Annotated in this window: 22 protein-coding genes; 7 read left to right on the plus strand and 15 right to left on the minus strand. The window is 65.3% G+C overall.

Going from position 1 to position 25,909, the window contains the following annotated elements; genetic code table 11:
• The first annotated feature begins 71 nt into the window (after positions 1 to 71).
• On the plus strand, positions 72 to 278 hold the full coding sequence (locus GJ698_RS08080; protein ID WP_154357115.1) for a hypothetical protein: 207 nt from the start codon (positions 72 to 74) through the stop codon (positions 276 to 278).
• A 7-nt stretch (positions 279 to 285) separates the two neighbouring features.
• Here GJ698_RS08080 and GJ698_RS08085 read toward each other — a convergent pair whose 3' ends face one another.
• The 7 genes from GJ698_RS08085 to GJ698_RS08115 all read right to left on the minus strand — a co-directional run bounded on the left by GJ698_RS08085 (position 286) and on the right by GJ698_RS08115 (position 10,338).
• Complete coding sequence (locus GJ698_RS08085; RefSeq protein WP_154357116.1) at positions 286 to 1,029, minus strand: Crp/Fnr family transcriptional regulator; 744 nt, start codon at positions 1,027 to 1,029, stop codon at positions 286 to 288.
• A gap of 185 nt (positions 1,030 to 1,214) precedes the next feature.
• Positions 1,215 to 1,460 (minus strand): hypothetical protein, encoded by a 246-nt coding sequence (locus tag GJ698_RS08090; protein WP_154357117.1) that lies wholly within the window; start codon positions 1,458 to 1,460, stop codon positions 1,215 to 1,217.
• 90 nt (positions 1,461 to 1,550) lie between these two features.
• Positions 1,551 to 2,423, minus strand: a complete 873-nt coding sequence (locus tag GJ698_RS08095; protein WP_154357118.1) for an alpha/beta hydrolase — start codon at positions 2,421 to 2,423, stop codon at positions 1,551 to 1,553.
• Positions 2,413 to 5,433, minus strand: a complete 3,021-nt coding sequence (locus GJ698_RS08100; RefSeq protein ID WP_154357119.1) for a glycosyl hydrolase family 28-related protein — start codon at positions 5,431 to 5,433, stop codon at positions 2,413 to 2,415. The genes GJ698_RS08095 and GJ698_RS08100 overlap by 11 nt, the downstream gene beginning before the upstream one ends.
• Positions 5,434 to 5,437: 4 nt before the next feature.
• Positions 5,438 to 6,769: a gluconate:H+ symporter gene (locus GJ698_RS08105; protein ID WP_371865194.1), complete on the minus strand. Its 1,332-nt coding sequence runs from the start codon at positions 6,767 to 6,769 to the stop codon at positions 5,438 to 5,440.
• 39 nt (positions 6,770 to 6,808) lie between these two features.
• Positions 6,809 to 9,784 carry a TonB-dependent receptor plug domain-containing protein gene (locus GJ698_RS08110; protein WP_166454828.1) on the minus strand — a complete coding sequence of 992 codons (2,976 nt, stop codon included), beginning with the start codon at positions 9,782 to 9,784 and terminating at the stop codon, positions 6,809 to 6,811.
• 62 nt (positions 9,785 to 9,846) lie between these two features.
• On the minus strand, positions 9,847 to 10,338 hold the full coding sequence (locus GJ698_RS08115) for a gluconokinase (protein ID WP_229259891.1): 492 nt from the start codon (positions 10,336 to 10,338) through the stop codon (positions 9,847 to 9,849).
• A gap of 265 nt (positions 10,339 to 10,603) precedes the next feature.
• Between GJ698_RS08115 and GJ698_RS08120 the strand changes: the two genes are divergently transcribed.
• Positions 10,604 to 11,881: an MFS transporter gene (locus GJ698_RS08120; protein WP_154357121.1), complete on the plus strand. Its 1,278-nt coding sequence runs from the start codon at positions 10,604 to 10,606 to the stop codon at positions 11,879 to 11,881.
• Here the strand turns inward: GJ698_RS08120 and GJ698_RS08125 are convergent.
• A complete protein-coding gene (locus GJ698_RS08125) occupies positions 11,878 to 12,822 on the minus strand; it encodes a GlxA family transcriptional regulator (protein WP_154357122.1) in 945 nt (314 codons plus the stop codon). The genes GJ698_RS08120 and GJ698_RS08125 overlap by 4 nt on opposite strands.
• Before the next feature lie 59 nt (positions 12,823 to 12,881).
• A complete protein-coding gene (locus GJ698_RS08130) occupies positions 12,882 to 14,279 on the minus strand; it encodes an MFS transporter (RefSeq protein ID WP_154357123.1) in 1,398 nt (465 codons plus the stop codon).
• A 100-nt stretch (positions 14,280 to 14,379) separates the two neighbouring features.
• Between GJ698_RS08130 and GJ698_RS08135 the strand changes: the two genes are divergently transcribed.
• Both GJ698_RS08135 and GJ698_RS08140 read left to right on the plus strand, forming a co-directional pair.
• Entirely contained in the window at positions 14,380 to 15,267 is an 888-nt protein-coding gene (locus GJ698_RS08135; protein ID WP_371865196.1) for a LysR family transcriptional regulator, read from the plus strand.
• 10 nt (positions 15,268 to 15,277) lie between these two features.
• On the plus strand, positions 15,278 to 16,204 hold the full coding sequence (locus GJ698_RS08140; RefSeq protein WP_154357124.1) for a LysR family transcriptional regulator: 927 nt from the start codon (positions 15,278 to 15,280) through the stop codon (positions 16,202 to 16,204).
• 3 nt (positions 16,205 to 16,207) lie between these two features.
• Here the strand turns inward: GJ698_RS08140 and GJ698_RS08145 are convergent, their stop codons facing one another.
• The 6 genes from GJ698_RS08145 to GJ698_RS08170 form a co-directional block, all read right to left on the minus strand.
• The gene (locus tag GJ698_RS08145; RefSeq protein ID WP_154357125.1) at positions 16,208 to 17,203 is read right to left on the minus strand and encodes an LLM class oxidoreductase; all 996 of its coding nucleotides are present in this window, start codon (positions 17,201 to 17,203) and stop codon (positions 16,208 to 16,210) included.
• Positions 17,200 to 17,697 (minus strand): nuclear transport factor 2 family protein, encoded by a 498-nt coding sequence (locus GJ698_RS08150; protein ID WP_154357126.1) that lies wholly within the window; start codon positions 17,695 to 17,697, stop codon positions 17,200 to 17,202. Before GJ698_RS08150 ends, GJ698_RS08145 begins: the two co-directional genes overlap by 4 nt.
• Positions 17,698 to 17,710: 13 nt before the next feature.
• The gene (locus GJ698_RS08155; RefSeq protein ID WP_154357127.1) at positions 17,711 to 18,805 is read right to left on the minus strand and encodes an alkene reductase; all 1,095 of its coding nucleotides are present in this window, start codon (positions 18,803 to 18,805) and stop codon (positions 17,711 to 17,713) included.
• A 106-nt stretch (positions 18,806 to 18,911) separates the two neighbouring features.
• Positions 18,912 to 19,595 carry a 4-carboxy-4-hydroxy-2-oxoadipate aldolase/oxaloacetate decarboxylase gene (gene ligK, locus GJ698_RS08160; protein WP_371865213.1) on the minus strand — a complete coding sequence of 228 codons (684 nt, stop codon included), beginning with the start codon at positions 19,593 to 19,595 and terminating at the stop codon, positions 18,912 to 18,914.
• A gap of 11 nt (positions 19,596 to 19,606) precedes the next feature.
• Entirely contained in the window at positions 19,607 to 20,632 is a 1,026-nt protein-coding gene (locus GJ698_RS08165) for an amidohydrolase family protein (protein WP_154357129.1), read from the minus strand.
• 13 nt (positions 20,633 to 20,645) lie between these two features.
• Entirely contained in the window at positions 20,646 to 21,704 is a 1,059-nt protein-coding gene (locus tag GJ698_RS08170) for a 4-oxalomesaconate tautomerase (RefSeq protein ID WP_267874786.1), read from the minus strand.
• Positions 21,705 to 21,865: 161 nt separating this feature from the next.
• Here GJ698_RS08170 and GJ698_RS08175 point away from each other — a divergent pair, with 161 nt between their 5' ends.
• From GJ698_RS08175 to GJ698_RS08185, 3 genes are all read left to right on the plus strand, one after another.
• A complete protein-coding gene (locus GJ698_RS08175) occupies positions 21,866 to 23,071 on the plus strand; it encodes a LysR family transcriptional regulator (RefSeq protein ID WP_154357131.1) in 1,206 nt (401 codons plus the stop codon).
• A gap of 142 nt (positions 23,072 to 23,213) precedes the next feature.
• Positions 23,214 to 24,548 carry an MFS transporter gene (locus GJ698_RS08180; protein ID WP_154357132.1) on the plus strand — a complete coding sequence of 445 codons (1,335 nt, stop codon included), beginning with the start codon at positions 23,214 to 23,216 and terminating at the stop codon, positions 24,546 to 24,548.
• An 8-nt stretch (positions 24,549 to 24,556) separates the two neighbouring features.
• Complete coding sequence (locus GJ698_RS08185; RefSeq protein WP_154357133.1) at positions 24,557 to 25,840, plus strand: gallate dioxygenase; 1,284 nt, start codon at positions 24,557 to 24,559, stop codon at positions 25,838 to 25,840.
• Positions 25,841 to 25,909 lie beyond the last annotated feature (69 nt).

Consider the following 25,909-nt stretch of genomic DNA (forward strand, 5'->3'; position numbering starts at 1 on the left):
CAAAATTCGCGTAGTCGTGTAGGTGAGGCAGCGTACAGCCGCAGCCAGACCGGGCGCGCAAAATAAAGTCTATGGATACCCACACCAATATCACCAGCCCACGCAAATACCACCCGGCCGCCTACGCGATGCACAGGCAGATGGTGGCGGTGCGCAGGACGATTTCAGCGCCGACGGTGGAGGAATCGCAGGCGGCGGCGCGCTGGGCGCAGGCGTGGTATCGGCTGGTGCAGCGCAAGCTGGAAGAACTCCAGCATGCGCCGCGTTACTTGCACTAGGACGGAATCAGGCTGGCGAGTAGCAGCTGCCGGCGCGGCGTTCCATGCCGGCGCGATCGATCACGGTGACGGTGCCGCGACGGTATTCGATCAAGCCTTCTTCCTGCAGCTTGCCGGCGCAGCAGGTGATGGATTCGCGGCGCACGCCCAGCATGTTGGCGATCATCTCCTGGGTCACTTTCAGTTCGTTCGACAGCGAGCGGTCCAGGCGTTCCAGCAGCCAGCGGCACAGGCGCTGCTCGATGCTGCCGTGGCGGACGCCGGCCACGGTCTGCGCCAGTTGGGCAAACAGCGCGCTGGTGTGGCGCATCAGTTGCTGGGCCAGCGCGCCGCCGCTGAAGAAGGCCTGGCGCAGCACCGACGATTTGATGCGGTAGCCGTAGCCGCTGGTCTGCACCACGGCGCAGCAGTTGGCGCGCTCGTTTTCATACATCGTGACGCCGACCACGCCTTCGCGGCCGACTACCGCCACTTCGGCGGCGCCGCCCTCTTCGGTCTCATACTGCAGCGAGACGATGGCGTTGGTCGGGAAGTATGCGTATTCCATCAGTTCGCCCGAGTCGAACAGGCGTTTGCCGGCTTCCAGCGGCACCAGGTCCAGGTGCACGAACAGGTCGATCAGTTCCTCGCGCGACAGGCCGCGCAGCAGTTCGTTCTGCTGGGCGCCGGTCAGGCTGATGACCGGTGCGGCGGTTTGCTGCATCGCGCGTGGGATGCTGGCGGAAACGGAAGTCTGATTAGCTGCGTACATGGCGTGCCTCATCTGTTTGTTTGTGTTCGATGGGTCACACTATATCGCCGCTATGTGCGCTCGCTTATAGGAGCACAGACGCGCCATATGTAGGCTGGGAACATAGCATTGTGTCAGCCTGGTCCTACATTGCGTTCAAGAAATCTCAGCTGTGTAATCAGGCTTGTTGCATCAGGCTTGATGCGTCAAGAGGTGAACTTGAGGCAACGCGAACCTTCTTCGATCAAGCGCTCGTCACGCGAACGCAGCCGGCCCGGATTGCGGCGATGTTCCGGCTCGGAAACAACGCGCTTGATCACGCTTTCCAGCACGCCTCGATGACTGAGGTACTCCGCCGCACTCTCCGGCCCCAGCCGGTCGGCCCGCTCGATGCCGGCCTCCACCACCTCAGACGATTGATAGTCTGGGCGGAAAGTTTGCTTGGTAGACATCGCTGACTCCTGAATATGGATAAAATCCAATTCTCGGATTCTACAGCAGCTTCCGCCGTGCGGTAACGTACCTCCGTGGCGCGGCTGCAACTACGGAGCCGGTACGCCTTGCGGCGCCTTGCCGTCGTGCGGAATCAGCCAGCCGCCGTCGCTGAGCCAGTCCGCCAGCCGGTCCGGCCAGTGCACATCCGACAGCCGCTCGGAACGCTGCCCCATGTTGAAGGCATGATCGGTGTCGGCATACAGATGCAGCTCGGCCGACACGCCGGCGCCGTTCAGCTGCTGGTACAAGGCCAGCGCCGGCGGCATGCAGCACTTGTCGCTGGAGCCGGCCACGATGAAAGCCGGCGGCGCGTTCTGCACCGCCTTGGCCGGCACGCCCAGCGGCCCCGGATACACCAGCACCTGGAAGTCCGGCCGCGCGCTCTGCCTGTCGATCGCATCCGGTTTGGCCGGCGGCGCCGGCTCGGGATTGTCGGCCACCAGCGAGACCAGTTCGCCGCCCGCCGAAAAGCCCATCACTCCCAGCCGATGCGGATCAACGCCATACTCCGCCGCATGCGCGCGCACCCAGCGCACCGCGCGGCGCAGGTCGGCGGCGGCATCGGTGTCGATGCCGTAGCTGGAACCCTGGTCGCGCGCCAGCCGGTACTTCAGCACGAACGCCGTCACCCCCACGCGATTGAGCGACTTGGCCGCGACCATGCCTTCGTTCTGCCATACCAGCATGCGATGCCCGCCGCCGGGCACGATGACAACCGCCGCGCCGTTGGCGTGACGTGGATTGGCGCGCACCACCGTCAGCGAAGGATCATGGATATTGCTGACATAAGTGTTCTCCACTTTCTCCGGCTCGTTGTGGCGCTTCTCCGCACCCGGCGCGCCGTCGGGCCACAGCAGCTGTTGCTGCGCGCCGGCGTGGGCGCAGAGCGCCAGCAGTATCAGTACAAGTTTATTGCGCATGAATGTCTCCCGCTGCGTACAGCGCATGGTGAGTGAGAATGAACAGCGTGCGGCCATCGGCGCCACCGAAGATCAGCTGCAGCGGACGCTCCGGCACGTCGATGCGGCCGATCTCCTTGCCATCCGGCGCGTAAACGAAGACCTGGCCGTTGGCGACATAGACATTGCCGTTGCGGTCCAGCGCCGCACTTTCGCCGCCGCGATTGGCCGCCAGCTTCAGATCCGTGATGCCGCCGCCGGCGCCGATCACGCCGCTGAAGGTGCGGTTCTCCGAACCGTTGGTGAACACCACGCGGCCGTTGGCGCCGGCCGACACCAGGCCGTGCGTGTCCAGTGTATCCGAGAAGCGGTAGCCCAGGTGGTCGCTCGGCCCCTGCTTGAAGACGCGGTAAGCCGGCAGCACCAGGCTGCCGTCCGGCGACACGTATTCGCGCTGCTTGGGCTGGGCGACGTCGCGGGCGAACATCTCGGCCAGCGTGGTGAATTCATAGGTGTCGACATTGAGCTGATCGCGGAACTCGCCGTTCTGCCAGAAGTTGACCGGCACCACGACGCGCGCGCCGGCATGCGCCTTCACCGGCGTCGGCTTGATGACGGTAATCGGCCCGGCCGGTTGCGCGGGATCGAAGGAATACACCGTGCCTTCGGCGCCGAAGGACGACACGACCATCATCGCACCGCTCTTGTCGATCGCCAGATTGACCGGGTCCAGCGGCGCATCGCGCACCACGGCCAGGCCGCGCTCCTTGCTCCAGCTGTAGATGCGGTTGAAACGGCGGTCGACGAAGTACAGCTGGCCCTTGCTGTCCACCGTCGCGCCGGCGATGGAGTAAAAGCCATCTTCCAGCTTGTCGACCTTGCCGCTGACCGGCGCGGCGCGCGGCACATCGGTCCCGATGTCCAGCATCGCAAATTCATGCTCGCGCACTTCCTGCTTGCTGGTCAGATCCTGCAGCGTGTTCTCGAACGGGTATTTGCTGGCGCGCAGATAGGTGCCGCAGCCGTTGTCGTCGCAGGTCGCAAAGCCGCTTTCCGCGTTCACGTGCACGTTGCGGAAGCGGATATTGCCCGAGTTGCTCATCTTCACCGCCGACACGGCAGGCTTGATCGAGCGCGTCACGCGGTAGGCGTGGTAGTTGGCGAAGGTGATGTTGCGCGAGTTGCGGATTTCCAGCGACACCGCATCCATCCCGTCGCGCACCTCCTGCTCCGTTTGTGGCGCCAGGAACTCCCAGTTTTCCACGTTATCCAGCACGATCTCAGCGCGCACATGGTGTTCGGCCGACAGCTCATACACCCTGCCCGGCGTCCTGGTGTTGGAGACGTAGAAGCCCGCCTGCGCAAAAGTGCTCGGCGACCAGCAGGCCACGAACGTGCCACCGCCGCCATCCGTCACCCAGATGCTCGGATACTGGCGGTCCCAGTGCTGGATCGGATCGAAGTTGGCGGTCTTCTGATACGGATCGCGGCGCTTGCCGTCGTACAGCCGCGTACCGTGGCCGCCCTGGATGCGGATATCGTCCACCAGCGAATCGGCGCCAGCGCGCCACAGCAGCGCCGTGGCGCGCGGATTCACCTCGCCGGTGGCCAGGCCGAAGCCGGAGACAATCGCATCGCCACCCTTCGCGCTTTCCAGCAGCGCTTTCGGACCGTCCGCGCCGGCGTAGGCCGCCGAACCGTTCGGCAGCACCAGTTGGGTAACGCCGGGATGCAGGCCGACCAGCACCGTATCGGCCTTCATGCGTATCGTGTCCTGCACCATGTAGAAGCCCTGCGGCAGATACACCACGCGGCTGCTGTCGATCGCCTTCTGCACCGCCGCCGTGTCGTCGGTCACGCCGTCGCCCACCGCGCCGAAACTGCGCACGCTGGCCCATTCCTTAGTAGACGGCAGCGTGCGCATCACCGGCGCGCGCGCGGCCGGCAAAGCCTTCAGCGCCGCGCCCTTGACGCTGGTGGCGAACTTGCCCACGCTGCCGAGCCCCGGCAGCATCAGGCCATAATTGAATTCGCTGACCTGGTAGGACGGACCGTAGCCGGCCACCGTCTTGCCGCTGTCGCGGAAGCGCGCGAATACCGGCACATTCCTGGCCAGCGCATTGTCGAAGCCGACCTGCGTGTAGACGTTGTCCTCGTTGCTGATGACGACCGCCGCCTTCGACACATTCTCGAAGCGCACGTCCTTGCCCCACAACCAGTCGCCGTAGCCGCGGTCGATCTCGATGCCGACCGGCGTATTGCGGATAGTGGTGTTAATCAGCGTCAGCCCGGCCTCGTGGCCGCGTATCGCCGCATCGCGCTGGCCTTCGAAGGTGGAGTCCATCAGCGTGTACTGCCAGGCCGGCGACGTCTTTTCGGTCAGGATGCCGTAACGGCCGCCGTAGAACTTCAGGTCGAAGCTTTCGTTGCCCACCATGTAGACGCCGGCCAGCCCGGAGCCGATGTGAAAGTCCATATGGCTCAGGTACGAGTGCTGCGCGGTGCGCAGCCGCACCGCCGCAGCGGCCGGATTGCCGTCGCCAATCTCGAAGTCCACATTGCTCATCGCCGAATAGAAGGTGGCGGAATTCGCATCGCGCACATTCTCGCTGTACGGCACCGCGCTTTTTACCGGCACCGGCACCTTGCCCACGGTGTACTGGTCGCCGCCGGTGAACACCACCATATTGGCCACGCCTTTCTGGAAGCCCGGCGTCTTCGCGCCCAGCACCAGCTCCGGCCGCGTCGGGCCGACGCCATACAGCCGCACCGCCAGCGGCACCAGCAGCGAACGGGTGATGCGATAGCGGCCGGACGGCAGGAACACCACGCCGCCCTCGCCTTTGTTCGAGGCAGCGTCCAGCGCTTCCTGGATTGCCGCGCTGTCGTCGGCGCGGCCGTCGCCGACCGCCTTCACCTTCACCGCGCGCGGATCGTCCGGCATGGTCTGGTAGGCGGAAATGGATGCGGCATGGGCGAGCAAGGGCACGGCCAACGCTGCGGCCGCAAGCACGTTCAAGATTGGTTTCATCTGTTTATCCTAAAAAGGCAGAGAGAATCAGCACGAAAATAAGTCCGAATACGCCGACCAGCGTTTCCATCAGCGTCCACGAACGGAAGGTGTCTTTCAGCGACAGTCCGAAGTACTCCTTGAACATCCAGAAGCCGGAGTCGTTGACGTGGCTGCACATCAAGCTGCCGGCGCCGATCGCCAGCACCATCAGCGACGGATCGATGCCGGACGCCTGCACCACCGGCGCGACGATGCCCGCCGCCGTCAGTCCGGCCACCGTGGCGGAGCCGAGGCAGATGCGGATCAGCGTCGCCACCAGCCAGCCCAGCACCAGCGGCGGCACCGGCAGCGCGCCGAGTTGCGTGCCCAGTTGCGCGCTGACGCCGAAATCGACCAGCACCTGCTTGAGCGCGCCGGCGCCGGCGATCACCAGCAGAATCGGCGCGATGTCGCGCATGGCGTCCTGGGCGCCGGACATCAGCACCGCCAGTTGCCGCCCGCGCGCCAGCCCCAGCGTGCAAACCGCCACCAGCAGCGCGATCAGCATCACGATCATCGGATTGGCGAGGAAGGCCACCGCCGATTTCAGCGCCGGATCGGCAATCGGCAGCGCCGCCGCAGCGGTGGCGGCGGCCAGCAGCCACACCGGCAGCAGCGCGGTGGCGAAGCTGTTGAAGACGCCGGGCAGCTCGGCCTCGTCGCGCAGGCCGGTGCGGAACATCGGCGCCGGTTCGGCCCTGATGCGCTTGAGCGTCATGGCGAACAGCGGCCCGGCGATGATCAGCGTCGGCACGGAGACCATCAGGCCATACAGCAGCGTGCGGCCCATATCGGCATGGAACTGCGCCACCAGCGCCGTCGGCGACGGATGCGGCGGCAGGAAGCCGTGCGCGATCGACAGCCCGGCCAGCAGCGGTATCGCCAGCGCCACCGCCGGCCGGCCGCTCTGGTACACCAGCGAGAACACCAGCGGCACCAGCAGCACGAAGCCGACGTTGTAGTACAGCGGAATGCCGGCGACGAAGCCGGTCAGCGTCAGCGCCACCGGCATGCGCGCGGAGCCGAACACGCCGATCAGATAGCTGGCGATGCGCTGCGCCGCGCCGCTGTCGGCAATCAGCTTGCCGAACACCGCGCCCAGGCAGACGATCACGATCAGCGATCCAAGCAGGTCGCCGATGCCCTTGTCGATGGAGCGCGGAATGCTCTCCACCGGCATGCCAAGCAGCAGCGCGGCCGCCAGCGCCGCCGCCACGAAGGCCAGCAGCGGCTGCACCTTGCCCCAGGCGATCAGCAGCGTGAGCAGGCCGACCGACAGGGCCACGGCAATCAGCGCCCATGCAGCCGGCGTCACTCCGAGGAGTGACGCCAACGGACTGGAAATGGCCATCGCTTAGAAGTTGTAGCGCACGCCAGCGCGGTACACGCGGCCGATCACATCGTACAGCGCCGGGTTGATGCCGTAGCTCAGATTGGTCTGCGGCGCAGCCACCGGATCGACGTTGCCGATATTGTCGATCTTGAAGAAGGCCGTGGCTTTATCCGCGAACTTCCAGGTGCCGCCCAGGTCCACGTAGAAGGCGCCCTTCATGTGGTTGTTGTAGATGGTCGGATGGATGATGGTCGATACCGGGCAGTTGGTCTGGCACTCGATAAACTCGTTGCTGTACTTGCCGCTGCTGATCCAGCGCTGGGTCAGCGTCAGGCTGTATTTATCGGTGTCCCACGACTGCGAGGTCAGGCCTTTCCAGCGCGGCGTGTTCCCCAGGTTGTTGCCCGCGCCTTCCGTTGGAATGGTGCCGACCACGCCGCTGTCGGTCAGGAAGGTGATGTTACGGGTCAGCAGGCCACGCAGCGTGACGCGGCCCGGCAGGTTCCAGTCCTTCAGGTTCAGGCGATACGCCCCTTCCAGGTCATAGCCCTTGAGGCGCATGGAGGCCAGGTTGAACGACTGCACCGTCACGTAGTTGTTGGTCTGGACCGCATTCCCCAGCGACATGGCGTTGCAGATTTCCTTGTTGCCGGCCACGCACAGGTCCACTTCCTGCTGCGCGCTCAGGGTCGAGATCACGCCGCCAACCTTGATGTCGAAGTAGTCCAGGGAGGCGCTGAAGCCAGGCGCCCACGACGGGCGGTCCAGCACGATGCCGAAGATCTTGTTGCGGGCGATTTCAGGACGCAGCGCGGTATTGCCCACGGTGCGCTGCTGGATGGTGACGTTGGCGCCCTGGTACAGCACATTGGCGTTGACCACCACCGGCGCCGCATACAGCTCGCTCAAGTTGGGCGCGCGCACGTCCTGGGACGTGACGGCGCGCAGGCGCAGGCCGTCGATGCCGGTCTTCCAGGTGGCGCCCAGCTTCCAGCTTTCCACGTGGCCGGAGGTGCTGTACTTGGTGTGGCGGTCGGCCATGTTGACGCTGGCCTCGCCCCAGCCGTCGGACTTCAGCACAGGAATGTTCAGCTCCGCGTAGGCTTCCTTGACGTTGTAGGTGCCGGACGCGTTGTGGTAGTTACCCGCGTACCAGTTGTTGCCGACGGTGGAGTTCAGCAGCGGATCGGCCGGATAGTTGGTGTTGTACGGCGTGTCGCCGGCAGCGCCGTTGCCGTATGGGTCGCCGCTGACGCGATAGCTCTCGCGGCGCCACTCGGCGCCGGTCGCCACGGCGATCGGGCCGGCCCACGATTCGAACGCCTCGCCGCTCAAGTTGAAGCTGCCCACGTCCTGCTGCTGGCGGGTGTGCTGCTGTGGACCGTAGCCCGGCGCGACATACGCCCACGTCGCCGCGCTGACCGGCACATCGCCGATGACGTTGAGCGGCACGCAACCGGAGGCGCGCGCCGCCGCGCTGCGGCAGCCGATGCTGCCGTCGGGCAGGCGCACCGCGTCGATGGCGGCGGTGTAGCGGTTATTCAGCGTCATGTCGTGGACGATGATGTCGGTGAAGTTGACGCCGCGTTCCACGTAGGCGTCATACGACCAGTCCTTGCCCATGACCGGGAAGTGGCCGTCGGCGCCAAGCACCAGGCGCTGCATCTTGCGGGTCGGATGAACATTGATATTCTCCGGGAATTCCGCATTGGCGGTGCCGTACTGGAAACTGGTGATGTTATTCGTCGCGCACGCCGCCGCGATGGAGGCCGGCAGATACGGGTTGTCGCACTGGATGGTCAGGTTGGCGTTCTTGGCCGCGCCGGGGTTCGGCGAGAACACCGACTTCACCTTGCCGAAGTTGGCGCTGAAGTAGATCTCGTGATCCGGGTTGAGGTCGAAGCCCACGCGGGTGTAGAACACCTGGCGCGTCAGGTCCATCGCCAGGTTGGTGCCGGCGCCCACGCTGCCGCTCAAGTCGCCGCCCACGCAGAACGGATTGACGCAGCCGGTCACCGCGCCGGTGCCGGTCGGCACGCCGCCGGAACCGTAGTTGAATTTGTACGGCTGGCCGTTGACGCCGAACGCCGTGCCTTGCAATGGGCCGTTGGTAATCAGGCCGTACTTGGCGTACTGGTACTGCTGCGCGTGTTCGATGACGGTGTACTGCGGCTTGCCGTCGGTGGTCGCGCTCAACGGGCGCACCTGGTAGGCCGGGTTCTTGTACCACGTGCGGCCGTTCGGACCGACCTCGCCGAAGCCCGGCGAATCGATGCCCTTCTCGCGGCCGTACTCCGCGCTGGCCGTCACGTGCAGGCGGTCGTCCAGGAAGGCCTTGCCCCATGCGGCTTGCAGCGTGCCGTTCTTGTCGTCGCTGTAGGTGGTCTGGCCGCCTTCGACGTTGGCCTTGAAGCCCTCGAATTTTTTATCGGTGATGAAGTTGACCACGCCGCCGATGGCGTCCGAACCGTAGGACGCCGAGGCGCCGCCGGTCACCACGTCCACCCGCTTGACCAGCAGCTGCGGGAACTGGCTGACGTCCGTCACGCCGGTGACGTTGGCGCCCACCACGCGCTGGCCGTCCAGCAGCGTCAGCGTGCGGATCGGACCGAGGCCGCGCAGGCTCAGGGAGCTCAGGCCCTGGATGCCGCTGCTGGTGCTGTTGGTGCTGGTGGTGCGGCCGGTGCTGCCCTGCAGGGCCGGCAGTTCGGCGATGGCGTTGAACAGATTCGGCTTGGCGTTCTTGGCCAGGTCTTCGGCGCTCAGCGTGGTGGTCGGCGTCGGCTGCGAGAAGCCGCGCGCCGAGATGCGCGAGCCGGACACGGTCACCACGTTTTCGACTTTGACCTCCGGTTCCGGCGCGGCGGTTTCCGGCGCCGCCTGCACCGGATCGGCGGCGGGCGGCGTGGCCTGCTGCGCGTGGGCGACGGCAAGCCAGCTGCACGCGCTGGCCACGGCCAGGCGCATGATGGTGTTGCGGGTAGTTTGAGTAGTCATGTGAGTCTCCATATAGTTTTTTTGTGTTGTCTTTGTTGCGGTGCTGCTGTGCTGCGTTGCTTCTAGGCCCTGATCTGCGTCACCAGTTCGGCGGGCGGCATTTCGATATTCAGCGTCAGGCCGGCTTCGTCGGCCTGCAGCGGTTCCAGGTCGCGGAACTGGCTGTCCAGCAGGGAGGTCGGCATGTAGTGGTCGACGCGCGCCTGCATGCGCGCCGCGATCAGCGCCTTCGGACCATTCAGGTGGGCGAAGCGCAGCGCCGGATCGCCCTGCCGCAGCAGGTCGCGGTAGCGCCGTTTCAGCGCCGAGCAGGAAATCACCAGGCCGGCGCCGCGCTGTTGCGCGTCGCGGATCTGCGCCTGCAGCGCCAGCAGCCAGCCGGCGCGGTCGTCGTCGTTGAGCGCTATGCCGGCCGACATCTTGTCGACATTCGCCTGCGGGTGAAACTGGTCGCCCTCGACAAAGGGCACGCCATTCGCGGCCGCCAGCGCCCGGCCCACCGTGCTCTTGCCGCAGCCGCTGACGCCCATCACCACCCAACGGATACTCTGCATCCACATCTCCAAGGTTAGATAGCGCTAACATTAGCATTCTGCGAGAAGGGAAGCCGCATGGCAGCAACTATCAATCAAACACAGGGGGAGACTTATGCGCGCTAAGTTAGCGTTATCATTTGCTATGAACTTTAGCTTACCGTGGAAATTTGTAAAGAATTATTCATACTGCATCGCACCATGAGCGTCGCAATACCGCAACGCTTCTACCGGACGGCGGCGCCCTGTATGCTATGGCTCCGGACCCACCACACATCACCTGCCCATGACTGTTACCGCCGCCGCGCCCCGCCCGCTGACCCGCCAGGATTACAAGACCCTGTCGCTTGCCGCCCTGGGCGGCGCGCTGGAATTCTACGACTTCATCATCTTCGTCTTCTTCGCCAACGCTATCGGCCAGCTGTTCTTCCCGCCGGAGATGCCGGACTGGCTGCGCACCCTGCAGACCTACGGCATCTTCGCCGCCGGCTACGTGGTGCGGCCGCTGGGTGGCATCGTCATGGCGCACTTCGGCGACCTGCTGGGCCGCAAGCGCATGTTTACCCTGTCGATCCTGCTGATGTCGGTGCCGACGCTGGCGATCGGCCTGCTGCCGACCTACGCCGACATCGGCCTGGCCGCGCCGCTCCTGCTGCTGTTGATGCGCGTGCTGCAAGGCGCGGCGGTGGGCGGCGAAGTGCCGGGCGCCTGGGTGTTCGTCTCCGAGCACGTGCCGGCGCGCTACACCGGCTACGCCTGCGGCGTGCTGACCGCCGGCCTGACCTTCGGCATCCTGCTCGGATCACTGGTGGCCACCGGCCTGAATACCGCCTACCAGCCGGCCGAAGTGCTGGCAGGCGCCTGGCGCGCGCCCTTCCTGCTGGGCGGCGTGTTCGGCCTGGGCGCCATGTATCTGCGCCGCTGGCTGCACGAAACACCGGTGTTCGCCGAGATGGCGCGGCGCAAGGCGCTGGCCGCCGAGATGCCGCTCAAGGCGGTGCTGCGCAGCCACCGCGCGGCGGTGGCCGTGTCGATGCTGCTGACCTGGATGCTGTCGGCCGGTATCGTGGTCATCATCCTGATGACGCCGCAGCTGCTGCAAAAGATCTACCACATCGACGCCCGCACCGCGCTGGTGGCCAATATCGCCGCCACCATCGGCCTGGCGCTGGGCTGCATCTTCTACGGCACGCTGGCCGACCGCCTGGGCGCCAAGCCGGTGATGTGCGTCGGCTCGCTGCTGCTGGCCGTGTGCACCTATGTGTTCTACACCACCCTGCGCACGCAGCCGGAACTGCTGCTGCCGCTGTACGGCCTGACCGGCTTCTTTGTCGGCGTGGTGGGCGCGGTGCCGTGCGTGCTGGTGCAGGCGTTTCCGCCGCAGGTGCGCTTCTCCGGCCTGTCGTTTTCGTACAACCTGTCCTACGCCATCTTCGGCGGCCTGACGCCGGTGGTGGTGTCGATGATGCTGAAGAACGATCCGCTCAGCCCCGCCTATTACGTGATCGGCGTCTGCCTGGTCGGCGCGCTGACCGCGCTGTTCGTGCGGCGGACGCCAGCCTAGGCGACCTGCCGCAACGTCCGCCGCAGCGCCTGCGGCGTTGTGCCGCAAACGCGCACGAAGGCGCGCCGCATGTGCTCCTCCTGCGCGAAGCCGGACTCGCGGGCGATGTAACTGAGCGGATGGCGGCTGTTCTCCATCAACTCGCGCGCCGACTCCAGCCGCAGCGACTCCACCGCCTTGGCCGGCGACTGCCCGATCTCCAGGCGAAAGCGGCGCGAGAACTGGCGCGGACTCAGATTGGCCACATCGGCCAGCTCCTCCACCGACAGCGGCCGGCACAGATGCGTGCGCGCATAGTCCAGCGCCTTCTGGATCGGGTCCGAGCGCGGCGCCATCTCCAGCAACGTGGACAGCTGCGCATGCTTGCTGGCGCGGCGGTGGTAGATCACCATCTGGCGCGCGATCTGCAGCACCAGTTCGGCGCCGTGGTCTTGCTCCACCATCGCCAGGGCCAGGTCGATGCAGGCCGTCATGCCGGCCGAGGTCCAGTATTTGCCGTCGCGAATAAAGATCGCTTCCGTCTCCACTTTCAGCGATGGAAAGCGCTGCTGAAGTTCGGCCGCGCGCGCCCAGTGCGTGGTGACGCGGCGGCCGTCGAGCAGGCCGGTGGCCGCCAGCAGCTCGGCGCCGCTGCTGTTACTGGCGGCACGCCGCGCGCCAGTGCAGGCGGCGCACACCATCGCCACCACCGGCGCGCCGGTCGGCAGGTTGCCGATCGCGCCGAACACCAGCACCGTGTCCCACGGTCCGGATGCAGCGGCGCAGGCCTGGGTGCCGACCGTCGGTCCGGCCGAACTGGCGACCGCGCCCCCCTGCGGCGACAGCATCGCCATCTGGTACAGGCACGCGCCCGAGATCACGTTCGCCAGCTCGAACACCGTCACGGCGGCGAAATCAAGCAACTCGAATCCCGGGAAAACGAAGAAGGCGATTGATTTCATGTTTCGATGGTAGCGCCCGCCCCGGCGCGTCGCGATCTCACTTAAGTGGGATCCTCCATTCACCTTCGAGGGTTAATCGGCGCTGCAATGCTGTCGGTTTTGCCACGTCCCGGCCACACCATCAGCAACAGCGCCAACACCAGAAAGACGCTGGACGCGCTCAGCGCGGTCGTCACGCGCTGCGCCAGCAAGTCAACGCCGGACAGACCGCGCGCACCGGCCGCAGCCAGCGCCACCAGCACCGCCAGACCCAGCGAATTACCCAGCTGGTGCGCCACATTCACCACGCCCGACGCAGCGCCCGCATCCCGCGCCGGCACGCCGGCAATGCCGGCCGCCGTCAATGGACTCAGCGTCAGGCCCTGCCCTGCGCCGATCAGCACCATCGGCAGCGCCACCGCCGTCAGGTAAGCGCTGCCGGGCGACACGCGGCTCAAACACGCCATGCCGAGCAGGCAGACCAGCAGGCCGAACGCCAGCAGGCGCGCATTACCGAAGCGGCGCGTCAAGCGCGGCACCTGCAGCGCGACCACAAAGTTCACCAGCGTCATCGGCAGGAACGCCATGCCGGTCAGCGAAGGCGGATAGTGCAGCACCGTTTGCAGATACTGCGTGATGAAGAAAAAGAAGCCGATCATCGCCGCCAGGAACAGCATGCGCGCCGCATAGGCCGAAGCGCGCTGGCGGTCGGCGAACAGCCGCAACGGCATGATCGGTTGCGCCGCGCTGCGTTCGTTGACGACAAACGCAGCCAGCAGCAGCAAGCCCGCCGCCAGCGCGCCCTGCGTCAGGCCGTCCGACCAGCCGCTAGCGGCCGAGCGGATGAAGGCGTACACCAGCGCGCTCATGCCGACGGTGGACGTCAGCGCGCCGGCCACATCGAACTGGCCGCTGCTGCGCGCACTTTCGGGAATATGGCGGCGCGCGGCCCAGATCATCGCCGCGCCGATCGGCAGGTTGATCAGAAAGCCGACGCGCCACGACAGCCACTCCGCCAGCACGCCGCCCAGCACCAGGCCGACGCTGGCGGCGATGCCCGCCGTGGCGCTGTACAGCGATACCGCGCGGGTGCGTTCGGCGCCGTCGGCAAACGTGGCTTGCAGCAGCGCCAGCGTGGACGGCGCCAGGATCGCCGCGCCCAGTCCCTGCACCGCGCGCGCTGTGATCAGCGCGGCCGGCGCGGCCGCCGCGCCGATGGCCAGCGACGCCAGCGTGAACAGCGCCAGCCCCGCCACCAGCATGCGGCGGCGCCCGATGATGTCGCCGGCGCGCGCGGCCAGCAGCAGGAAGCCGCCAAAGGTCAGCGTGTAGGCGCTCTGCACCCACGCCAGGCCGCTGTCGCTGAAGCCCAGCTCCAGCTGGATTTTCGGCAGCCCGGTCAGCACCACCGAGGTGTCCAGCACGATCATCACGTAGCTGACCAGGATGATGGCGAGTATGGCGCGCTTATGTTCCATGTGCTTTGCTCCAATGGGATGTAAGCCGCACAGTGTAGGCAAGCCAGGCCTTATTGATAAGACGGTATAATCAGCATGAGCTTATGAGGGAGTTTCATCAGTGGAACACGAGAATTTCAACGACCTGCTGGCCTTCGTGGCGGTGGCGCGCGAAGGCAGCTTCACCAAGGCGGCCAAGCAGTTGGGCGTGTCGCAGTCGGCGCTGAGCCATACCATACGCGGCCTGGAAACGCGCCTCGGCATCCGCCTGCTGACGCGCACCACGCGCAGCGTCAGCCCCACCGAGGCCGGCGAGCGCCTGCTGAACACCGCCGCGCCGCGCTTCGACGAGATCACGCAGGAACTGGCCTCGCTGAGCGAATTGCGTGACAAGCCGGCCGGCACCATCCGCATCACCGCCGCCGAACACGCGGCCAACAACGTGCTGTGGCCCAAGCTGTCGGCCATCATGCACGACTATCCGGACGTGAAGATCGACATCAACGTCGACTACAGCATGACCAACATCGTCACGCAGCGCTTCGATGCCGGCGTACGACTCGGCGACGCCGTGGAAAAGGACATGATCGCCGTGCGCATCGGCCCGGACCTGCGCATGGCGGTGGTCGGCACCCCGGAATATTTTTCGCGCCATCCCAAACCGCGCACGCCGCACGACCTGCAGCAGCACCGCTGCATCAACCTGCGCCTGCCGACGCACGGCAACCTGCAAATCTGGGAATTCGAAAAGAACGGCGCGCCGCTGAACGTGCGCGTCGACGGCCAATGGGTGTTCAACAACACCTCATCGCGCCTGCGCGCCGCGCTGGCCGGCTACGGCCTGGCCTACGTGCCGGAAGATATGGTGGAGGATCACGTAAAAGACGGCACGCTGTTCCGCGTGCTGCGCGAATGGTGTCCCACCTTCCCCGGCTACCACCTGTACTACCCGAGCCGCCGCCAGTCCTCGCTGGCCTTCACGCTGGTGGTCGACGCGCTGCGGATATAAAAGGCCATCCATGACAGACAATGACCGCTTTGACGGGATTTACGACTTTGTCGCGGCGGTACGCCTGGGCAGCTTTGCGGCGGCGGCCGCCGAGCGTGGCGTCACGGCGTCCGGCGTCGGCAAGAGCGTTACCCGGCTGGAGTCGCGGCTGGGCACCAAGCTTCTGCACCGTACTACGCGCCGGCTGGCGCTGACACAGGAAGGCACGGCGTATTACGACATGTGCGTGCAGATGCTCGGCGACCTGGAGGAAATGGAAAGTAGCCTGAGCACCGGCCGCCAGTCGCCCGCCGGCAGGTTGCGGGTGGACTTGCCGGCGGCATTTGGCCGCCTGCACGTTCTGCCAACCCTGCTGGATTTCGCGGCCCGGCATCCGCGCCTCGATCTCGCCGTCACGTTTACCGACCGTACCGTCAACCTGGTGGAGGAAGGCGTCGACCTGGCAGTCCGCATCGGCGCCTTGAACAACGACGCCGACCTGGTCGCGCGCCAGCTCGGCACGCAGCGCCTGCTGATCTGCGCGGCCCCGGCCTACATTGCACGGCACGGCGCCCCGGTGAAGCGGGAGCAGCTCGGTGAACACGACTGCATCATCGGCTGGCGCAGGCAGGGACCGCCCGCATGGATGCTGCGTACGCCCGATGGCGACACCATCGCCCAGGCCATTCGCGTTCGCCACGAATTCCGGGATGGCCAGGCGATGCTGGACGCGGTGCTGGCCGGCGCGGGCTTGTGCCAGTTGCCGACCTGGCTGATCGACACCCACCTGCAATCAGGCGAACTGGTTACGGTGCTGGATGAATACGCGGGCGGCGAAATGCCGATCCATGCGGTATGGCCGGTGACGCGCTATCTCAAGCCCAAGCTGCGCGCCGCCATTGACGCGCTGACCGATATGGCGGCGGCGCCGAACCCGGTGTTTCATCCGACGCGTTGAAGGCTATGCATCGGCGGGCGCCACAGCGCTCCCGCCGAACAACGGCAGCACATGCTCCGCCATCTCCGCGATCACGTCTTCGGCACTGCGCTGCGACGGCTTCATGTTCAAGGCGACGTGGGTGACGCCCAGCTCCTGCTGCTGATACCAGCGATCGATCAGCGCCTTGCGCCCGATCCGCACCACGTTATAGAAACGCTTGGGCGGCGCGTCCGGATCTTTCGCCAGATCGAAAAAGGTCGCATAGCCGTATGCCGGCGGCGGCGCCGTGCCAGCGTTGACGCGCAGGCTATCCAATATCTGGCTGATCGCATTCGCATCGTCGACGGACCAGATCCACGCATCGACATTCTGCGCCAGCCATTCCAGCGGCTGGCGCGAGCGCCCCACCGCGATCATCGGCATGCGCGCACCGAACGGCTTCGGCAACAGATCGAGTTCGCCATGCAACGTGCCGTAATGCCTGGTACCCAGCTTGGGGAATCTCTGCTCCCCCACACTGCGGATCAGGTTAAACGCTTCACGGTAGCGCTCCTCGCGGTTGTCGAAATCGGCGCCGAACGCAGGATACTCCGAAGGCCGGTCGCCGGTCGACAAACCCAGAATGAATCGTCCGCCGCTAAGTTGATCGACCGACGCCGCCTGCTTGGCAACGATAATCGGATCGCGCAGCGGCAGCACGATACCGGCGGTGCCGATGCTGATCCGGCTGGTGACCGAGGCCAGGAATCCCGCGTAGACGAAGGGATCCAGCATCTGTCCCACGTCGCCGAAATTGGGATCGTAGAACGGCACATCGCGCAGCCACATGCTGGCAAAGCCGGCGTCGTCGATCATTTTCGCCAGGCGCTCGTGATCTTTCAACGTCGGGAACGGCGTATTCGGATAGGCTTCCAGCGGAGCGATCAGGCCGAAGGTCAGGTGGCCAGGCGTGAATACCCGCTTGAAGGCGGCATGCTGCGCAAGGCTGGCGCGTTCTTGATCGGATGTCTGGCTCATTGGCGTGCCTGTACCGGCAGCACCAGCCCATGCCCCGGATGACCGCCGCCAACCTGGCGCGATGGCCAGACCACGTCGAGTTGCGAGCGCGCGATGTACCAGCGGCCGTCGATACGCTGGTATTCATCGGCGTACATCCCCAGCAGAATCCAGGGATCACGCTCAGGCTTGCTGACCGTGTGCAGATCGAGCAGATAGCAGCGTCCCTGCGAGGTATTGGCATCGATGATTTCCACCCACTGGTTGGTCACCGCATGCAGAAACGGGTAACTGCCATGGCGCTCCACGTCGTACTCCGTGAACGCTTTCGCCAGGCCGTCGCGGATCGCTTCGCGTCCGTGAATGTCGCCGGCGCCGAAGTTGCAGACAGCGTTGGGTGCAAACAGCTCCGCCAGTTCGGTCAAGCTGTTGCTGTCCAGGCAGTGCGCATACAGCACGCGCAGGTTCTTGATTTCTTCCAGGTCCAGCAGTTTTTGTACGTGATCGGTCATCATATTCTCCTTAAGATTACTGGTAAGCGGGATAGTCGGTGTACCCCTTCGCACCGTGCAGGCCGTAGAACGTGGCGCGGTCGGCGTCAGCCAGCGGCCAGCCATTGCGCATGCGTTCCACCAGGTCAGGATTGGCGATGAAGGGACGGCCGAACGCCACAAGATCCAGTTGGCCATCCTGAAGCGCCGCTTCGGCGCTGTCGCGGTCAAAGCCGCCGGCGGAAATCAGCGTGCCTTGATAGGCCTTGCGGAATTCGCTGGCAAAGTCGGAAGGAATCGGCGTCTGACCCAGCGTCAGCTGGTCGCTGGTATGCAAGTAAGCCAGTTGCCGTTGATTGAGCGCGCTTGCCAGCGCAAGCCAGGTTGCGCGTTCGTCGGCGAAGGGCTGCATGTCGTACAGCCGGCCGAAGGGCGAGATCCGCACGCCAATGCGGCGCGCCCCAACTTCGGCAATCAGCGCGTCGATCGTCTCCAGCATCAGCCGCAGGCGGTTGTTGATCGAGCCGCCGTAAGCGTCATCACGTGTATTCAGTTCGCCGTTGATGAATTGTTCGAACAGATAGCCGTTCGCGCCATGCAGTTCAACGCCATCGAAGCCGGCCGCCATGGCGCGCCGTGCGGCGAGCACGAAATCGTTGATCACGCGCGGAATGTCATCGGCAGCCAGCGCGCGCGGTTGGCTCGCTGGAACCAGGCCGGCCACGCCGGGACGCTGCCAGGCGAACGCGCTGGAGCCGGCCGCCTGACGCGCCACCGACGATACCGGCAACGCCCCATTCTCCTGCAAGGACACGTGCGAGAGCCGTCCAACATGCCAGAGCTGGGCGAAGATACGCCCGCCGTCGGCGTGGACCGCATCGGTCACCTGGCGCCAGCCGGCCTGCTGCGCATCCGAATACAGGCCGGGATTGAACAGGAAGCCAACGCCCTCGCGCGAGACCGGAATGCCTTCGCTGATGATGAGGCCAGCGGAAGCACGCTGGCGGTAGTACAACGCTGTCTGCGCATCCGGCACGCCATTCTCCGCGCGGGAGCGGGTCATGGGCGCCATGACGGTGCGATTCGGCAGGAGCAGGCCCGCCAGATCGAAAGGCGAAAACAATTTTTGCATCGGGGAGTTCCTAATCAATGAATCGCTTCATTGTATTAGGACGCCCGACAAAGATAATCCTACAATCCGTTAATTCAATCAATCCCACCAGGACCGAATTGATACATCAGTCGATGTACTTGAGGCCTGCCTGCTCCAGCGGGCCGCGCATGTTGTACATGTCCAGGCCAAGTACGCCAGCCGCCAGCTTGGCGCGCTTCTCGCCTTCCAGGTCTTCGCGCTTTTGCGCCACGGCGGCCACGCGGGCGACGTCGGCAGCCGGCACGACCACCACGCCGTCGTCATCGGCGATGATGGCGTCGCCCGGATTGACCAGCGCGCCGGCGCACAGCACGGGAATATTGACGGAGCCCAGCGTCGATTTGATCGTACCCTTGGCGCTGATGTTCTTGCTCCACACAGGGAAGCCCATCTCGGTCAGGAAGCGCACGTCGCGCACGCCGGCGTCGATGATCAGCGCTTTCGCGCCGCGCGCCTTGAAGCTGGTGGCCAGCAGGTCGCCGAAATAGCCATCCGTGCATTCGGCGGTGATGGCGGCAACCACGATGTCGCCCGGCTGGATCTGTTCCGCCACCACGTGCATCATCCAGTTGTCGCCCGGATGCAGCAGCACGGTGACGGCGGTGCCGGCGGCCTGCGCGCCGGCATAGATCGGACGCATATAAGGCTTCAGCAATCCGACGCGGCCCATGGCTTCGTGCACGGTGGCGCTGCCGAACTGGCCCAGGTGGTCCACGTGTTCGCGCTCGGCGCGCACGATATTGCGCTTGACGACGCCCAGTTGATTGATCAGCGGTGTGGTCATAATCCCTTCTCCTTCAGTGCAGCGTCCAGGCGCGGGAAGACGCGGCGCGCATTATGTTCGAAAATATTGGCGCGATCGGCGTCGGTCAGATTAGCGGCCTCGATGTAGCGCTTGGTGTCGTCGTAGTAGTTGCCGGTTTCCGGATCGATGCCGCGCACCGCGCCGATCATCTCGGAAGCGAACAGCACGTTCTTGACCGGCATGACCTTGGTCAGCAGGTCGATGCCCGGCTGGTGATAGACGCAGGTGTCGAAGAAGATGTTGTTCAGCAGGTGTTCGGTCAGCAGCGGCTTTTTCATTTCCTGCGCCAGGCCGCGGAATCGGCCCCAGTGATACGGCACCGCGCCGCCGCCGTGCGGGATCAGGAACTTCAGCGTCGGGAAGTCCTTGAACAAGTCGCTGGTCAGGCACTGCATGAAGGCGGTGGTGTCGGCATTCAGGTAGTGCGCGCCGGTGGTGTGGAAGCACGCATTGCAGCTGGTGCTGACGTGGATCATGGCTGGAATGTCGTACTCCACCATCTTTTCGTAGATCGGATACCACGATTTGTCCGACAGCGGCGGCGAGGTCCAATGCCCGCCGGACGGATCGGGATTCAGGTTGATGCCGACCATGCCGTACTCCTTGACGCACTTCTCCAGCTCGGGGATGCTGGTCGCCGGAGCGACGCCGGGCGACTGCGGCAGCATGGCCGCACCGATGAAATGGTCCGGGAACAGCTGCGACACGCGCGCACACAGCTCATTGCAGATGGCGGCCCAGGTGGCGCTGGTATTGAAGTCGCCGATGTGGTGCGCCATGAAGCTGGCGCGCGGCGAGAAGATGGTCAGGTCCGAACCGCGCTCTTTCATCAGGCGCAGCTGGTTGGTCTCGATCGATTCACGTAGCTCGTCGTCGCTGATTTTCAGGTCGGCGACTTTCGGTCCCAGTTCCGGCGTGTTCAGGTTGGCGATCTGCTTGTTGCGCCATTCTTCCAGCGCTTTCGGCGCGGTGGTGTAGTGGCCGTGGCAATCAATAATCATCGGATGATCCTTTTCAGAGATGCGCGGGGACGAGCACTTCGCCCCGCATGATGGGACGGGCGGTACGCAGCAAAGCGGCGCGCGTCACCTGCCCGGATTGGTCGGTTTCCAGCTCGACGCTGAATTCGCCGGTGGGATGTTCGATCGATAGCGTTTTCACGTCGCCGGCGGGCACGCGGGCGACGTCGCCGGCGATGGCGCCCGGCAGCACGCAGGCGGTGGCCACCGTCACTGCAGCCAGCACGCCGATGGAGTCGTGGCAAACGTGCGGGATGAAGCAGCGCGTGTTGATCGCGCCGCCGTCGCGCGGCGCGGAGATCAAACACATCTTCGGATAGTTTTTCGCGGCGACGTCGCCAAGGCCCATCAGCGGGCCGGCGGCGAGGCGCAGCGCTTCGAGACGTGCGCGCAAGGTGTCGTTGGCAGTCAGTTCAGCGGCAGGCTCGTAGCCGGTGATGCCGAAATCGGTGGCGCGTATCAGCACCATCGGCATGCCGTTGTCGATCAGCGTGGCCTCCACCTGCACGCCGTCGACGGCGATGCGGTCCAGCACACGGCCGGTGGGCAGCAGCGACGGGCATACGGAGCCGGCGGTGTCCAGGAAGTTGATGCTGATCGGTGCGGCGGTGCCGGGCACACCGTCGATGCGGGCGTCGCCGCTGTATTGCAGTTGTCCGTCAGGCGTCTGCACGGTCACGTCGCACTGCATGCCGGTGTTCAGCGTCAGGATGCGCGCAGTGGTGACGCCTTGCGCCACCGGCAGCAGGCCGCGTTCCAGCGCGAACGGCAGCGCGGCGGCCAGCATATTGCCGCAGTTGGGTGTGACGTCCACCGTATCGTTATTTGGCTGCAGCTGGGCGAACAGGAAGTCCAGGTCAACGCCGGGCGTGGTGCTGCGGCGGACGATGCCGACCTTGCTGGTCAGCGGATGCGCACCGCCCAGGCCATCGATCTGGCGCGGATCGGGCGAACCCATGGCCGCCAGCAGCAGCCGGTCGCGCGCTGCCGTATCGACAGGCAGATCGGACTCCAGGAAAAACGGCCCGCGCGAGGTCCCGCCACGCATCAACATACAAGGGACTGCGCGCTGGTCGGATACTGGATATTGGCTCATGGTGAGGAAGGAATACGCTGTGTGAATGACGCCAGTATCTGTGCCGGCACCGTTTCCATGGTTGCGTTGTGGACGCTGATTTGTTCTAATCTGCTTATTACGCCTACTTTTTAATCACCATGTTCCTGGTCAGCCTGCGCCACCTCCACGCGTTTAACGCCGTTGCCGCCAGCGGTGGCATCCGCCGCTCGTCGGAAAGCCTGTTCCGCGCATCGTCCGCCGTGGCGCGCTCCGTTGCCGCGCTGGAGGAAAGCCTGGACGCCCAGCTGTTCGAACGCAAGGGACGCGGCATGCTGCTCACCGCCGCCGGCGAAGAGGTGCGCAAGCGCGCCGACCGCATCGAGGCCGAGCTGCACGCGGTGCGCGAGGAGGCCGTCCGCCTGCGCGACCGCAACGGCGCCAAGGTCGGCGGCATCGAAGCGCTGCTCAACGAACGCCGCCTGCAAGCCGCAACGCTGCTGGCAGAGATGCATCACATGCCCAGCGTGGCGCACGTCATGGGTGTGTCGCAGTCGGCGGTCAGCCAGGCCATTGCGCGGCTGGAGGACATGCTGGGCCAGCCGCTGTTCCTGCGCACCGCCCACGGCATGATGCCCACCGATGCCGGTCGCCGCTGGACCGAATCGTTCGAACGCGTGCTGTCGGAACTGCGCCACATCCCGGAAGACATCGCCGCGCTGGCCGGCGTGGTGCTGGGCGTGGTCACCATCGGCGCGCTGCCGCTGGCGCGATCGCAGCTGCTGCCGACGGCGATCGCCTCGGTGCTCAAGCGCCATCCGCAACTGCATATCCGCTCGCTGGAAAGCCCGTATGAAGAGCTGACCGCCAGCCTGCTGAGCGGCCGCATCGACTTCATCGTCGGCGCCCAGCGCGCCAGCTCGGCCGACGTGTTCGCATCGCGCTCGCTGTTCCAGGACAAGGCGGCGCTGGTGGCGCGCACCGGCCATCCGCTCACGCAGCGCAAGAAGCTGACGCTGCAAGATCTCGCCGGCTACCCCTGGGTGCTGTCGCGCAGCGGTACGCCGTTGCGCGAATCGCTGGTGCAGTTCTTCAATCGCCAAGGTCAGGAGCCGCCCTCGCCCGCCGTGGAAACCGGCGACCTGGCGCTGCTGCGCGGCCTGCTGGTCTCCAGCGACATGCTGACGGTTTTGTCGGCGCACCAGTTGCACCACGAAGTGCAAACCGGCCAGCTGGTGGTGCTGCCGTTCGAGATGCCCGGCATGGAGCGCAGCATCGGCATCACCACCCGCAAGAATGCTCACTTGTCCCCTGGGGCGTATGCACTGCTGGCCGAGATCGAAGCCATCAGCACGCGCTGGCGATAAGCAGATTGAAACGGTCCGGCAAGCAAAAGCAATACTCTCCTTCCTGTCAATACGTACACTGCGATTGTGTTACAGCGGCGATGGCAGCTTCATCTGCCTTAACACCTCTTTACATAAAACCAGAACCAAGACAGGAGACTTAATGAATATAGGACATACGCTCGACGTCCGGGCCCACATCAACAGCAGGAAGATGAGCGGCCGCCAATGGCTGCTGCTCGCCCTCTGCTTCCTGATCGTCGCCACCGACGGCATGGATGTCGCCATCATGGGCTTCCTTGCACCGGACATCACCAGGGAATGGGGCATCTCGCGCGCCGCGTTCGGCGTCGTCATGAGCGCCGCCCCCATCGGACTGGCCATCGGCGCCATCCTGGTCGGCCCGATGTCGGACCGCTTCGGCCGCAAGAAACTGCTGATGACTTCCGTCGCCTGGTTCGGCGCCTTCACCATCATCAGCGGCTTTGCGCAGGACGTCACCACCTTGTCGCTGCTGCGCTTCCTGACAGGCCTCGGTCTCGGCGCGGCCATGCCGAACACCACCACCCTGCTGTCGGAATACGTGCCGGAGCGTTCGCGCTCGACGCTGATCGCCATCATGTTCACCGGCTTTAACCTGGGCTCGGCGCTGGTCGGCTTCGGCGCGGCGGCGATATTGCCGTACTACGGCTGGCGCGCGGTGCTGATCGCCGGCGGCGCGGTGCCGCTGCTTTGCCTGCCCGTCTACCTGCTGCTGGTGCCGGAGTCGGTGCGTTTCCTGGTGGTGCGCAAGTTCCCGGCCGAGCGCATCGGCCGCACGCTGCGCCGCGTGGTTGGCGGCGACGTGCCGGACAACGCGCAGTTCACCATCAGCGAACCGCAGGTAACCGGCTCGCAGCCAGGCAAAGTGCTGTTGTCTTCCGCTTATCGCGCCACCACGCTGTCGCTGTGGGGCACCTATTTCATGGGCCTGCTGGTGATCTACCTGCTGAGCGGCTGGCTGCCGACCATGATCAAGGATGCCGGCCTGCCGATCGAACGCGCCGCCAACATCACCGCGCTGTTCCAGCTGGGCGGCACCGTCGGCGCGCTGCTGGTCGGCTACTTCATGGACCGCGTATCACCGAACAAGGTGATTTCCGCGGCCTACCTGGGCGGCGCCATCTTCATCCTGTGCCTGGCCTCGGGAAGCGTAGAATCGTCCTTGTTCTCGGTGTTCGTGCTGCTGGCGGGATTCTGCATGAGCGGCGCCCAGACCGGCCTGAATGCCTACGCGCCGTCGTGCTATCCGACCGTGGTGCGCGCCACGGGCGTCAGCTGGATGCAGGGCATGGGCCGCTTCGGCAGCATCTTCGGCTCCTTCGCCGGCGGCGTGCTGCTGTCAATGGGCTGGGGCTTCAGCGCGGTGATCGCCATCCTGGCGGGACCGGCAACGCTGGCGGCCATCTTCATCGTCATTAATAAACTCGGCCAGCGCGCCGTTGCAGCGAAAGCTTAGGAATCATCATGGCCAACATCATCGGCGCCATCGCCTCGTCCCACACCCCGACCATCGGCTTCGCGCTGGACGCCAACAAGCAGCGCGACGCTGCCTGGGCGCCCATCTTCAAAGCCTATGAACCGGTGCAGCAATGGCTGGCGGAGAAAAAACCCGACGTCATGCTCGTCATCTACAACGACCACGTGACCTCGTTCTTCTTCGACCACTACTCGGCGTTTTCGCTGGGGATCGGCGACAGCTACCAGGCGGCCGATGAAGGCGGCGGCGCGCGCAACCTGCCGCCGATCGCCGGCCACGCGGGCCTGGCGCACCACATCGGCCAGTCGCTGATGGCGGACGAATTCGACATGTCGTTCTTCCAGGAGAAAGGGCTGGACCACGGCTGCTTCTCGCCGCTGTCCATCCTGTGGCCGCACGAGCAGGAATGGCCGGGCAAGATCGTGCCGCTGCAGATCGGCGTGCTGCAGTTCCCGGTGCCGTCGGCGCGCCGCTGCTTCAAGCTGGGGCAAGGCCTGCGCCGCGCCATCGAAAGCTATCCGGAAGACCTGAACGTGGTGCTGGTCGCTACCGGCGGCCTGTCGCACCAGGTGCATGGCGAGCGCGCGGGCTTCAACAACACGCCGTGGGACCACCAGTTCCTCGACCTGTTCGAGAACGATCCGGAAACGCTGCTCAACATGACGCACGCAGACTACGCCAGGCTGGGCGGCTGGGAAAGCGCCGAGGTGGTGATGTGGATGGCCATGCGCGGCGCCATGTCGAGCAAGCTGCACTGCGTGCACCGCGAGTACTACCTGCCGTCGATGACCGGCATCGCCGTGGCGCTGTACGAAAACGCCGCCTCCACCGACAAGGCGCTGAATGCGGCCGCCATCGAAGCGCACCGCGAACACATCGCCCACCAGACCAGGGGCGTTGAAGACCTGCCGGGCACCTACCCGTTCACGCTGGAGACCAGCGTACGCGCCTACCGCATCAACAAGTACCTGCACCAGCTGGTCGACCCGGCCTTCCGCGCGCGGTTCAAGGATGCGCCGGAAGCGACCTTCGACACGGCCGGTCTGACGGCCCAGGAACGCGACCTGATCGCCCGCCGCGACTGGCGCGGCATGATCCAGTATGGCGTGATCTTCTTCCTGCTGGAGAAGCTGGGCGCGGTGGTGGGCGTATCCAACCTGCACATCTACGCCGCCATGCGCGGGCAGTCGCTGGAAGACTTCCAGAAGACCCGCAACGCACCGGGCGCGCTGTACTCGGTAGGTTCCAGCGCGGCCTGGGACAAAAAATAGACTAGCCATCCCCTGAGAACCGCCTCCGCACGGAGGCGGCTATCCCGACACGACTATACAAAACCAGAA

The sequence above is a fragment of the Duganella aquatilis genome (genome assembly GCF_009674565.1).
GTDB lineage: Bacteria > Pseudomonadota > Gammaproteobacteria > Burkholderiales > Burkholderiaceae_D > Rugamonas > Rugamonas aquatilis.